This is a genomic window from Sulfuricella sp., from assembly GCA_041651995.1.
Lineage (GTDB): Bacteria > Pseudomonadota > Gammaproteobacteria > Burkholderiales > Sulfuricellaceae > Sulfurimicrobium.
Genome location: JBAZID010000008.1, coordinates 23,774 through 36,504, shown reverse-complemented (window position 1 = coordinate 36,504; position 12,731 = coordinate 23,774). Strand labels below are relative to the sequence as shown.

Here is a 12,731-nt window from a genome sequence, read left to right as displayed (position 1 = left end):
AACTCTCCTCGTCAATAGAATAATCCCCAAATTATTGGGGATTTATTCTAACCATTTGTTATATATCGATTTATAACAACTGCCCATGGACTGCACGAAAGTAAAAAGTCCTTTTCTACCAAGCAATTATTCTACTTGGCAGCGCATTACCCACAGAGTTATCCACAGACTCTGTGGGCAACTTAAAAAGCGCTCTCACTACAGTAAGTTACTACCTTATTTGTATATTCGACTTGAAATGTTTACGCCAATTTAGGGTCTTCAAATGACCCACATACTCAAAATCGCCCTTGATGTTCCCCTCGATACCCTGTTTGACTACCGGGCAGATGGAATATGTGCGGAGGATGTGGGCCGGCGGGTACTGGTGTCCTTCGGGCGCAGAAAAATGGTGGGCATGATTATCGCCCTTGCCAGCCATTCGGATTATCCCGCTGCGCAAATCAAGCCGGTATTGGAAGTGTTCCGGGATGTGCCGGCACTTTCGCCGGACATCCTCAAGTTGCTGCATTTTTGCGCAGATTATTACCATCACCCGCTGGGCGAAGTGATCTTCACGGCCTTGCCGCAACGCCTGCGTTGCGGCAAGGCCGCCGCGCTGCCCAGCCAGATCAGCTACGCATTGAGCGAAGCCGCGCCAAAGCCGGACGCACTGCCCTCGCGCTCAATAGTAAAGCGCAAACTGCTGATTCAACTGAGCCTGGCCCCGGCTACTGCACGGGAAATACTGCTTGCCCTCTCACCCGGTGCGAGCAAGCATCTCAAGGAAATGCTTGCGGCGGGCTGGATCGCACAGCAGCAGGAAGTCCGCACCAGTCAGTCAATTCCAGCCATCCCGGGTGTGCCCCAGGAATTGCCCGCGCTCAACCCGGAACAGGCCGCCGTGATTGCTGGCTTCGCGTCCGCACCTGCGGGTTTCTCGGCCTCCTTGCTGCTGGGCATCACCGGCAGCGGCAAAACCGAGGTCTATCTGCGCCTGACCGCAAAGCAACTGGAGCAAGGCCGGCAGGTGCTGGTGCTGGTGCCGGAGATCAACCTCACGCCACAACTGGAAGCGCGCTTCCAGACCCGCTTCCCCGGCGTGCCCGTGGTCAGCCTGCACAGCAGTCTCAATAACAGCGAGCGCCTGCACCACTGGCTGCTGGCCCAGTCCGGACAGGCTCGCATCGTCCTCGGCACACGGCTGTCCGTGTTCACCCCCCTGCCGGAACTGGGCCTCATCATCGTGGACGAAGAGCACGACAACTCGTTCAAACAACAGGACGGACTGCGCTACAGTGCGCGTGACATGGCGGTGGCGCGCGCCAAGCAGCGCAACATTCCCATCCTGCTCGGCTCCGCCACGCCCGCGCTGGAAAGCTACCATAACGCCCTTGAAGGACGTTACCGCCTGCTGCGCCTGACCCGGCGCGCGGTTGAAGAAGCACAACTGCCCGCCATTCGTTGCGTGGACATGCGCAGCGAGAAACCGCAGGATGGGCTGTCTGCCACGCTGCTTCTGGCACTGGCCGAGAACCTCGAACAAGGCCGGCAAAGCCTGGTATTCATCAACCGGCGCGGCTATGCGCCGGTTCTGATGTGCAACCAGTGCGGCTGGCTGGCCCCCTGCCCGCGCTGCTCCAGCCGGCTGGTGGTGCATCTGCGCGAGCGGCACCTGCGCTGCCACCACTGCGGCCACGAAGAACGCATTCCGCGCGCCTGCCCGGGTTGCGGCAATCCCGACCTTGCCCCCCTGGGGCAAGGCACGCAGCGCCTGGAAGACGCCCTGGCGCAGCATTTCCCCGCCGCCCGCATCCTGCGCATCGATCGCGACAGCACGCGACGCAAGCACGCCCTCAAGGAAATGCTGCAGGAAGTGCACGAGGAGCGCGTGGATATTCTGGTCGGCACCCAGATCCTAGCCAAGGGCCATGATTTCAAGCGCCTCACCCTGGTCGGCGCACTCAATGTGGATGGCGCGCTGTACAGTGCCGATTTCCGCGCGGCAGAGCGCCTCTTCGCCCAGCTGATGCAGGTTGCAGGGCGCGCCGGGCGCGCCGCCGAGCCGGGCACGGTGCTGATCCAGACCCAGTTCCCCGATCATCCCCTGTTCGAGGCCTTGCGCCGCCAGGACTACGAGGCCTTCGCCAAAGATCAGCTGGCGGAGCGCAAGCAGGCCGGCTTCCCCCCCTTCTGCCACCAGGCCCTGCTGCGCGCCGAGGCAACGCAGCTGGAAACGTCTCTGGCGTTCCTGCGCCAGGCAAAAAAACTGGCCGCGCCGGTTTCCGGCGCGGTCACGCTTTACGACCCCGTGCCCGCCCCCATGGCCCGCCTCGCCGGGCGCGAACGCGCCCAGTTGCTGGTGCAGGCGGACTCACGCCGCGATTTGCAGCACTTCCTGCATCACTGGAACGGGGCGTTGACGGAAATCAAGGCGCGCCAAGTGCGCTGGTCGCTGGATGTGGACCCGCTGGATTTCTAGCCGCTGCACGAAGAAAGCTTTAGAATATGCGGCTTTACCGCTTGTCTTGGGATATTGACTTGAAACAGCATCTGACTGATTTGTTTACCCAGGCACTGCATATCGCTGTTCCTGAGGCCACCGAGGCCAACATCGTTCTTGAACGCCCCAAGCAGGTTCAGCATGGCGATTACGCCTGCAACCTGGCAATGCAACTGGCGCGATCGCTTAAACGTAATCCGCGCGAAATCGCCAGTGCTCTGCTGGACGCGCTGCCCGCCTCGCCCTGGGTCGAAAAAGCCGAAATAGCCGGCGCCGGATTCATCAATATTTACCTCAGCGCGGCATCCAAGCAGCGCGTTGTTGGCACGATCCTGCAACAGGGTCCTGAATTTGGCCGCAGCCAGGCGGGAAAAGGCAAAAAAACCCAGGTTGAATTCGTTTCCGCCAACCCGACCGGCCCGCTCCACGTCGGCCATGGCCGCGGAGCCGCCTTTGGCATGAGCCTCTCCAATGTGCTGGCGGCAGCAGGATTCGAGGTCAAGCGTGAGTACTACATCAACGATGCCGGTCGGCAAATGGATATCCTGGCGCTGTCCACCTGGCTGCGTTACCTGGAATTTAACGGCATCAACGTGCCCTTCCCTGCCAATGCCTATCAGGGCCAATACGTGCGCGACATGGCAGGTGAAATCAGGCGGCTGCATGGCGACCGCTATGTGCATCAACCCTGGACCTTGCTGGAAGGGGTGCCGCCTCGCTCCACCGAGGAAGAGCTGAAGCAGGACGAGAAGTGGGCCAAACAGCAGAACGAGTCGCATCTCGATGGCCTGATCGCCAATGCCAAGAAGCTGCTCTGCGACGACTATGCCTACATTCATGATTTCGTTCTCACCGAACAGCTCGGTGACTGCCGCAACGACCTGATGGAATTCGGCGTCAGTTTCGACACCTGGTTCTCTGAGAAATCGCTGTTCGACAGCGGCCTGGTGCAGCGCGCAATCGAGACGCTGAAAAAAAACGGTCACCTCTACCCGCAAGACGGCGCGCTATGGTTCCGCTCCACGGCCTTTGGTGACGAAAAAGACCGTGTAGTGCAGCGCGAGAATGGCCAATACACCTATTTCGCTTCCGATATCGCCTACCACCTCAATAAATTCGAGCGCGGCTTCGACCATATCATCAACGTCTGGGGTGCTGACCATCACGGCTACATCCCGCGCGTCAATGGCGCGCTGCAAGCCCTGGGGCTGGACGAATCGCGCCTGGAAGTGGCGCTGGTGCAATTTGCGGTGCTTTACCGCGGCGAGCAAAAGGTTTCCATGTCGACGCGCAGCGGCGATTTCGTCACCTTGCGCGAACTGCGCCACGAAGTGGGCAATGATGCCTGCCGCTTCTTTTATGTATTGCGCAAGAGCGACCAGCACCTGGATTTCGATCTCGAACTCGCCAAATCGCAGAGCAACGACAACCCGGTCTACTATATCCAGTATGCCCATGCCCGCATCTGCAGCGTGCTCAAGCAGTGGAATGGGGATCTCAACGATCTCGCCCAGGCCGATTTGACATGCCTCAGCCTTCCGCACGAACTGGCGTTATTGCAGCGCCTGGAAGCTTACCCGGAAACTTTGGAAAATGCGGCGCGGGAGTTCGCGCCGCACCAGATCGCCTATTACCTCAAGGATTTGGCCGGTGAATTGCACAGCTACTACAATGCCCAGCAATTCCTGGTCGAGGACGAGGCCGTCAAGCTGGCGCGCCTGGCCCTGATCACTGCAACGCGTGAGGTGTTCCGGAGCGGTCTGAAACTGCTCGGCGTGAGCAGCCCGGAGAAAATGTAGTGAGCCGCGACTACAAACCCACCCCGAGAGGGCAAGCAAAAAAACCAGGCAACCCGATGCTGGCAGGCATCGTCATCGGAACGTTTATCGGACTTGCCATCGCGCTGGCCGTGGCCATCTTCGTCAAGGGAAGCCCAAGCCCGTTCGTGGAGCGCAGCCAACCCCAGGCAATTAATGGCAGCGAAAAGGTTACGCCTGATCCGGGGCCTTCCGCGGAAACCCTCAGCGAAAAACCGAAGAACGCCGAGAAGCCGCGCTTTGATTTTTATACCATCCTGCCCGGCACCGAGGAACCCGCAACTGAAAAAGACATCAAACAACGGGATCCGGCAAGCGCGGCCAAAAGCCAGTATTTCCTGCAAGCCGGGGCATTCCAGAACGAAGCCGATGCCGACAACCTCAAGGCCAAGCTGGCCTTGATGGGAATCGAGGCCAGCATCCAGACTGCGGCCGTGCCGGACAAGGGGGTATGGCACCGGGTTCGGATCGGCCCCTACGACGACGTGGAGAGCTTGAACCGGGTACGCGACACGCTGACACAAAATGGAATCACCGCCAGCCTGGTCAAAGTGCATGACCAGACAACGGCGCGCTAGTTACTCGCACATATAAAACTTTAGGAGAATTTTGGTGAAGAAAACGAATCTTGCATTTCTGCGTATGATGTTTGCCGCGCTTTGCATCGGCTTGCTGTGGAGCGCATCGGCCCGGGCAGAACTTGAACTGGGCAAGCAATATACTCTGGTTTCGCCGTCACAGCCGACTGAAACCGGCAAGAATATCGAAGTGCTGGAATTCTTCTCCTATGCCTGCCCGCATTGCCATGATCTGGAGCCGGTATTGATTCCATGGGTCAAGAAACTGCCTGGTGATGTCACCTTCCGCAGGATACCCGCCGTATTCAGCGACAAATGGCTGATCCTTGCACGCCTCTTTTACGCTGCCGAAGCACTGGGGCAGCTGGACAGGCTGCATCCCGCCATTTTCAATGCCATGCATGTCGACCGCCTTGACCTGACCAACGAAAAAACCCTTCAGCAATGGGTCGAAAAGAACGGCCTGGATGTCAAGAAATTCATGGAGACCTATAACTCCTTCGCCGTGCAGGGCAAAGCCCAGCGCGCCAAGCAGCTTACCCGCGCTTATGCCATTTCGGGTGTGCCAGCCCTGGTGGTCGAAGGTAAATATCTGACCTCCGCCTCCCAGACCGGGAGCAATGAAAAGCTGCTGCCCGTGCTTGATGATCTGATTAAAAAGGCCCGCCAGGAACGCGGCGGCAAGAACTAGGCCTGATATTGCGGAAGGCGGACCATGCCCCTCTCGATCATTCTGGTGGATGACCACCCCCTGTTTCGCAAGGGACTGCTGCACCTGCTGGAAGATCATCCGGAAATTACCGTTTCCGCACAATTCGCCAGCGCCGCCGATGTCCGCGAATGGTTGCAGCAAGGCGGAGATGCCGATGTTGCCCTGCTCGACCGCACCCTGGGCGAGGTGAATGGCCTCGATCTTGTACCCGAGCTTCATCAGCACAACATCAAAATCATCATGCTGACCATGGCGGAGGAAGACCACGAGATTCGTGACGCGATGGAAAAAGGGGTGGATGGCTACCTGCTCAAATCAAGCGAGCCGGATCAGATCATTCGCTCCATTATTGCCGTTTCACAGGGGAACAGTGTTTTCCCTGCGCAGATTTTGCAAAAAATCGCTCGCGGAGAACTGGGCCCGAGCATTGCCCGCAGGCTTTCCCAGCGCGAACTGGAAATAGTCAGCCATGTTGCGCGAGGCCTGAGCAACCGCGCCATCGGCGACACGCTGGGCCTTTCCGAGAACACGGTGCGCAATCACCTGCGCAGTATTCTGGAAAAACTGGAATTTGATAACCGGGTTCAGGTGGCGACTTTTGCGCTGGAGCATGGCCTGGCAAAACGAACCGATGGGCGCTGAACCCACTGGTAGAAAAAGGCTGCCCCGCATAGTCATGAAAGACTATTTTTGCCGGCATGTCATGCTACAATCATGACGCAAGTGTGATGCTTGTTTCTGTTCAATATTTTTAGGCCCCGGAAACGGGGCCTTTCTTTTTGTAGCCTTCCGCTGTGCTAATTCTTTTTCAACACCTCGAAACTCGCCATCAGCCAGTCATCCCCTTTTTCTATCATCTCGCCTAAAGCGATTGCGTAGCTGCGACTGCGCGCGCTCAGCTCGAAATGCCGGCCTGGCGCATATTCCACGCTGTCGAGAATCAGACTGGCGCCGCCTTTTCCATCGCTACTGGCAGCCAGGTAGAGCGCGCTGACCGGCAGCACAATATTCACGGCATCCACACCGTCGATGGTATAACCACTATGACGAGGTTTCGTCGCCCTGAGCGTGACCGTGACCGGTTTGCCGGACAACACCTCTATACCGACATTGCGCTGCCCTGATTCCAGCATCGAGAGACGCCGCACCACGCCGATCACCCAGTTGTGGCTGCGTTCCGGTTTCAGTCCAACCAGTTTGCCGAGACGAATCCAGTCCTTCTCGACAGCATCTACGGTTGCCCCAAACCCGGTCGTGCTTTCATTTTCCATCAACCACCGTTCATGATGCGCCACGGTCTGGGGTGGCGCAGCACCACCTTGTTGTTGCCTTGCCTTCTCCAGTTTGGCCTGGGTGCGCTGGGTAACAAAACCGTACAGACGCACATCGAGCATTTCTTCATAGCTTATTTTGACTTTCTGCTCATCTTCCTGCTGCCCTGGGGACAACGCTTCATTGTCCTGCTTCACCATGGCGCAGATTTCGAGATAATCCTTGAGCACATCCATCAGCTTGACCCTAGCAACCCGCTCCTGCTTTCGTCTTGCGCGGCCCGTGCCGGAAGGCGACCACTGCTGGGCGATCCGGTCGATAAATTCAAGGCACGCGGGCAAGCGGCAGTCCTCACCCAGACCGAGTTTCGCCGGAGTTTCGCCATTCCGCAGCGCATCCCGGATCTGCTCCACCCGCACCATCAACTCATCACTACCCCAGCAACGCAACATATTGTCCGTAACGGGATTGCGCAACCTGCGCGGGCCCTTGTCCTCACCCAGATTGACGCAGAAAACCTGCCGCACAGGATCAGGATTTTTTTCCAGCTTCAGCGTCGCTGCCCAGCTATCCAGCCACAGATCCACCATCTCGATCTGTTTTGGAAACAGGCTGTTGGTGTTGAGCACATCGAGGCTCAACATTTGCAGATACTCCTCGGCGCAGCTGGTATCGCGCTGACATTGAGGGTAAAGACGCATGTGCTTGCGGTCGAACTCCTCATATTCGGCCAGCCGATATAGATTGTGAACATGCTTCCACAGCTTGGCGCCAATCGCTTCATAACGGAAATAATGCCACTTGGCCTGCATCGCAAAGTGCCGGACAGCACGGGCCGTGATCAGCGGAATGTCACGCCGGATCTCGCTATTGTTCGGCCCCCCTACATAAGACATGATGAAAACATGATATCCCCGCGCCATCTGCCAGTTGAAGGCGAATATCGCATTCCACAGACGGCTCTCCATCTGCCGTGACATGCGGGGATTAAGTAGATATTGCCGGACCAGGCTGTGCTGCAACTCCTGAGTGCCTTCATCGATATGCATCAGAACATGCAAGCGGTCGAGGCTGGGCTGTTCGGCTTTTTCGTTAAACTCGTGTAGCGCCTGCACCACTTTTTCGTGCGCCGCAAACGTATCGCCCATGGGCAATTCATGCATCCATACGGTAGCGCCCTTGAGATTGCTCAAGGGGTCGGCGGGCGTCTGTTTTTTCCGGCCAAAAGGCAGAAAGTCGAGCATTCTGATTCCAGTAAGCGCTTATTCAGTCAGTTATATATAGCAACCATCATGCCAGTGCCGGATTTTATCGTACATGCCATAAATTTTATGAATATTTCACAAGCCCGGCGTGCCCCTGGCGTTTCTTTAACGCTTCCATAAAGGCGGGTATACTGCCCGGCAGACAAGTTCCACGCTATTCGAGGTTGCCATGAATCCACTCCGCTTCAACCCCTTCGCGCTCGACAACGATGCTGATTACCAGAACTGGCGCAGCCGCAAGCTGGAAAACTACCCCGCCAGCCTCGCTGATCTGGTGGTGCAGGTCAGCGATCCGCGCCAACTGACCCCGGACGAGCATGAAGCCATACTGGCACGCTGCCGCAAGGCCAACATGGCACTTTACGCCAGCCCGCTGGGAAGCGTGGCGGATAAGGAAATCACGCGTCAGCTCGGTCATCAGTTCGGCCTCGAGCGACTGGACCGCAACATGCTGGCGGACGATGACGGCATCACCTCGCTCGCGGTCCATGCCAGCGGCGAGCACCAGCATTACATCCCCTATACGGATCGCCCCATCAAATGGCATACAGACGGCTATTACAACCCGCGCGAGCGCCAGATATGGGGCTTGCAGCTACATTGCGTAGGCAGCGCGGCCAGCGGTGGTGAAAACGGCTTGCTGGATCATGAAATCGCCTACATCCTGCTACGCGATGCCAATCCAGACTATATTCGCGCCCTGATGGAGCCTGACGCCATGACCATCCCCGCGCGCATGGATGAAGACGGCATTGCGCGAGCGGACGAAACCGGTCCGGTGTTTTCCCTGCATCCTGCCAGCGGCGACCTGCACATGCGCTACACCGCCCGCACCCGCAGCATCCACTGGAAAAAAACACCCATGGTGGAGGCTGCTGTCGCTTTCCTCGACCAGCTATTGAACAGTGATTCGCCCTTCATCTTCCATGGCCGCCTGGAACCAGGCATGGGCCTGATCTGCAACAACGTGCTGCACGACCGTGCCTCGTTCAGCGACGACGAAAACTGCCGCCGCCTGCTTTACCGCGGCCGCTACTACGACCGCATAAAGGGCACTGAACTGGCTAGTGCGTACCCCACCTAGCAACTCAGGCCGTGCAGGTTGCACAAATAGCGCTTGGCGAACGCCAGCGCAACCCACAGCCAAATCAGCACGAAAAAGCTTACCAGGGGCATATGCTGGTCGAGAATGAAGCGCGGCGTGATGAAGCGCACCACCCTGATAACCGGGCGCGTCACCACCTGAAACAGCTGGTAAACGAAATTCTGCTGGCGCGCCTTGCCGGCCAGCACGGCCAGCAACCCCTGGCCCAGCAGCGCGAATCCGGCGACTTCGACAATCGCCCGCAGCGCGCTCAGCAAAAACAGATCCATTTGAACCATGCCTGAATTTCCCCCTGGCCAACCGTTCCGGATTGTATCGGATAGAGGAGTCACCCTGCATGAAATTTGACCCGTGGCGCCATTATCTGCGCGGACTCCTGTTTGAAATCCTGAAGCGTCCGCAGCCCGCCATTGAAGCATACCGTGAGGCCTTGCGCGCCGATCCGGATTTCGCCCAGGCCGCAAAATGCCTGGCTTACCTCCATGCGGCACGGCATGAACACGAGCAGGCGGCCGGCTATTACCTGCACGTGCTGCGCCTCAAGCCTGGCGATGCCGAGAGCTGGTTCAACCTCGGTTTCATCCGCGATCAGGCCCATGACAAGCCTGCTGCCATCGAGGCATTCCGCGAAGCCGCGCGCCTCAAGCCCACGCTCGACCGGGCCTGGTATGGCATGGGCATGGCGCATGCCACCCTTGGCCAGCACGAGGAAGCCGCCACCGCGCTCGCCCGCGCGGCGGAACTACAGCCCATGAACGGCCACGCCTGGTACGCGCTCGGCATGGCCTATCACCACTGCCGCCAGCCCGGCAAGGTAAAGGAAGTCGTGCACCACCTGCTGCGCTTCGACCCCGTCATGACGCGGCGCCTGATCCAGGAAGCGGAGCGGGCTGACCTCGCGCACCTGGTGCAGGATTTGGCCGTTTAGCTTATCTCCCGCCCAAATGAACAAGGCCCGCTTGCGCGGGCCTTGTTCATTACCGTGAAAGGGAAACTCACGCTGCCTTGGCAGCATGCCCTTCCAGGTTGGGGTAGCGCACGTGATCCACCAGTTCCTGCACTTCCTTGCTTGGCGCCGGGCTGATCAGGCTGCCCACGATCACGCCGATGATGCCGAGCGGGATGCCGAATACCCCGGCGGCGATCGGGTCGATGTCCCACCACTTGGCAGCATTCACGCCAAAGAATGGGTAAGTCATGTACATGTAGTACATGCACACCCCCAGGCCACCCAGCATGCCGATAATCGCCCCCAGCTGGTTGGCGCGCTTCCAGAACACACCCAGCACCAGCGCCGGGAAGAAGCCGGATGCCGCCAGCGAGAATGCCGCGCCGACCAGGAACAGGATGTCGCCCGGTTTGAGCGAAGTCACCCAGGCCGCGCAGATCGCCACCACCAGCAACAGGCCCTTGGACACCGCCAGACGGCGAGTGGTCGGCGCATGCGGGTCGATCATCTTGTAATAGACATCATGCGACAGGGCGTTGGCAATGGTCAGCAGCAGACCGTCGGCCGTGGAAAGCGCCGCCGCCAGACCGCCCGCCGCCACCAGGCCCGTGATCACATAGGGCAGGCCAGCGATTTCCGGGGTGGCCAGCACGATCAGGTCGTTGCCGATAGTGATTTCCGCCAGTTGCACCAGGCCGTCCTTGTTGAGGTCGGTAATGCTCATCAGGGTTTTGTCCACCGCCGCCCAGGCACTGACCCAGCCCGGCAGTTCAGAGAATTTCGAACCGACCAGCAGGTGGTAAATGTCGAATTTCGCCAGCACCGCCAGGGCCGGTGCGGTGAAGTACAGCAGGAAGATGAAGAACAGCGACCAGAACACCGACTGGCGCGCTTCCTTCACGCTTGGCGTGGTGTAGTAGCGCATCAGGATGTGCGGCAACGCGGCGGTGCCTACCATCAGGCACAACACCAGGGCGAGGAAGTTCTTGCGCTTCTTGTTGCTCTCCGCGTCATCCTCGGCCCGGGCCTTGGCGATTTCTTCCGGCGTGGCTTCGGGGTTGCTCTTACGCAGCTTCGCCTCGGCACCCTTGCCCGCGAACGGCTCGGCATGGGCCTTGACCGGAGCCGCCTTGGCCTTGGCGCCATCCGCCGCTTTCTTCCATGCTTCCTTGGCCTTGACCGGGTCGGCAGGGAAATCCTTGACGGCTTTTTCCGCTGCCTCGATTGCCTTGGCATCAGGCGCCGGATCGGACTTGAGGCCGGCCAGTTTCATTTCGACCCTGGCTTTCTCTTCCGCCAGGTAAGCTGCGCCACCGGCTTCCAGTGATTTCAGCTTGCCTTCCGCATCTTCCTGCTTCTGCTTGTAAATGGCGCGGACTTCGGCCTCGGCCTTGCCCAGCACGGTGTTGGGGTCGTTCAGCTCCTTTTCCTTCTCCGTCACCTTCTGCAGCGCCTGGCCGTAGGCGATCTGCGGGATCGGGTTGCCGGTATGCTGCACCGACAGCCACACCACCGGGATCATGTAGGCGACGATGAGGATGATGTACTGCGCCACCTGGGTCCAGGTCACCGCGCGCATGCCGCCGAGGAAGGAGCACACCAGGATGCCGGCGAGGCCGACAAACACCCCGATCTGGAACTCCAGCCCGGTGAAGCGGCTGGTGATCAGCCCCACGCCGTAGATCTGCGCGATCACGTAGGTGAAGGAGCAGATAATCGCGGCGATCACGCCGATGGTGCGCGGAATGTTGCCGCCGTAGCGCGCGCCGAGAAAGTCCGGAATGGTGAACTGGCCAAATTTTCGCAGGTAGGGCGCGAGGAACAGGGCCACCAGGCAGTAGCCGCCGGTCCAGCCCATGACGAAGGCCAGGCCGTCGTAGCCGGAGGCATACAGGGTGCCGGCCATACCGATGAAGCTGGCCGCCGACATCCAGTCCGCGCCGGTCGCCATGCCATTGAAAAAGGCCGGTACGCGGCGGCCCGCGACGTAATATTCGGACACGTCGGCGGTGCGGGACATGATGCCGATGCCGGCATAGAGGCCGATGGTGGCAACCAGGAAGATGTAACCGAGATACTTGTTGGGCACGCCCATCTGTTCAAGGATGGCCAGGATGACGACAAAACCGATGAAGCCGCCGGTGTAGAAACCGTAGAACTTCTTCAGCTGCGCGTTGAATGCGGATTGGCTTTGGGTCGCCATGATCACTCCTCCCCTTCATGGACGCCGTATTCGGTGTCGAGCTTGTTCATGTAGCGGGCGTAAAACCAGATGATCAGGACGTAAATGATCAATGACCCCTGTGCCCCAAAGTAGAACCCCAGCGGAAAGCCCAGAAAGGAGATTTCGTTCATCTCCCGGGCGTAATAGCTGAAGACGAAGGTCACGACAAACCAGATCGACAGCAGTATCGCCGTCACACGCAGGTTTCTTTGCCAATACTCCTTGTGTTTTTCGGTCAACTCCATGAAAGCCTCCTATTGTTTTAATTTAGGACTGGGGCGCTATTGGTTTTATTGAATCCCCCGGACTGCCTTGCTACCTGTTTAC

Annotated in this window: 11 protein-coding genes; 7 read left to right on the top strand and 4 right to left on the bottom strand. The window is 58.8% G+C overall.

Features of this window, described 5'->3' with window-relative positions; translation table 11 throughout:
- Positions 1–265 precede the first annotated feature (265 nt).
- From WC392_10925 to WC392_10905, 5 genes are all read left to right on the top strand, one after another.
- Positions 266–2,461, top strand: a complete 2,196-nt coding sequence (locus WC392_10925) for a primosomal protein N' (protein MFA5242873.1) — start codon at positions 266–268, stop codon at positions 2,459–2,461.
- A 71-nt stretch (positions 2,462–2,532) separates the two neighbouring features.
- Entirely contained in the window at positions 2,533–4,281 is a 1,749-nt protein-coding gene (gene argS / locus WC392_10920) for an arginine--tRNA ligase (protein ID MFA5242872.1), read from the top strand.
- Positions 4,281–4,877, top strand: a complete 597-nt coding sequence (locus tag WC392_10915; protein ID MFA5242871.1) for an SPOR domain-containing protein — start codon at positions 4,281–4,283, stop codon at positions 4,875–4,877. The genes argS and WC392_10915 overlap by 1 nt, the downstream gene beginning before the upstream one ends.
- A 34-nt stretch (positions 4,878–4,911) precedes the next feature.
- Positions 4,912–5,568, top strand: coding sequence for a thiol:disulfide interchange protein DsbA/DsbL (locus tag WC392_10910; protein MFA5242870.1), 657 nt, complete (start codon positions 4,912–4,914; stop codon positions 5,566–5,568).
- Positions 5,569–5,592: 24 nt separating this feature from the next.
- Positions 5,593–6,231, top strand: a complete 639-nt coding sequence (locus WC392_10905; GenBank protein ID MFA5242869.1) for a response regulator transcription factor — start codon at positions 5,593–5,595, stop codon at positions 6,229–6,231.
- Positions 6,232–6,386: 155 nt separating this feature from the next.
- On the opposite strand, the gene WC392_10900 is transcribed toward WC392_10905, so the two are convergent.
- Positions 6,387–8,105, bottom strand: coding sequence for a hypothetical protein (locus tag WC392_10900; GenBank protein ID MFA5242868.1), 1,719 nt, complete (start codon positions 8,103–8,105; stop codon positions 6,387–6,389).
- 190 nt (positions 8,106–8,295) lie between these two features.
- Here WC392_10900 and WC392_10895 point away from each other — a divergent pair, with 190 nt between their 5' ends.
- Positions 8,296–9,210 carry a TauD/TfdA family dioxygenase gene (locus WC392_10895; GenBank protein MFA5242867.1) on the top strand — a complete coding sequence of 305 codons (915 nt, stop codon included), beginning with the start codon at positions 8,296–8,298 and terminating at the stop codon, positions 9,208–9,210.
- Here WC392_10895 and WC392_10890 read toward each other — a convergent pair.
- The gene (locus WC392_10890; protein MFA5242866.1) at positions 9,207–9,509 is read right to left on the bottom strand and encodes a hypothetical protein; all 303 of its coding nucleotides are present in this window, start codon (positions 9,507–9,509) and stop codon (positions 9,207–9,209) included. The genes WC392_10895 and WC392_10890 overlap by 4 nt on opposite strands.
- 59 nt (positions 9,510–9,568) lie before the next feature.
- Here WC392_10890 and WC392_10885 point away from each other — a divergent pair, with 59 nt between their 5' ends.
- On the top strand, positions 9,569–10,159 hold the full coding sequence (locus WC392_10885) for a tetratricopeptide repeat protein (protein MFA5242865.1): 591 nt from the start codon (positions 9,569–9,571) through the stop codon (positions 10,157–10,159).
- Positions 10,160–10,226: 67 nt separating this feature from the next.
- On the opposite strand, the gene WC392_10880 is transcribed toward WC392_10885, so the two are convergent.
- Complete coding sequence (locus tag WC392_10880) at positions 10,227–12,383, bottom strand: sodium:solute symporter family protein (protein ID MFA5242864.1); 2,157 nt, start codon at positions 12,381–12,383, stop codon at positions 10,227–10,229.
- A gap of 2 nt (positions 12,384–12,385) precedes the next feature.
- Positions 12,386–12,649 (bottom strand): DUF4212 domain-containing protein, encoded by a 264-nt coding sequence (locus WC392_10875; protein MFA5242863.1) that lies wholly within the window; start codon positions 12,647–12,649, stop codon positions 12,386–12,388.
- Positions 12,650–12,731 lie beyond the last annotated feature (82 nt).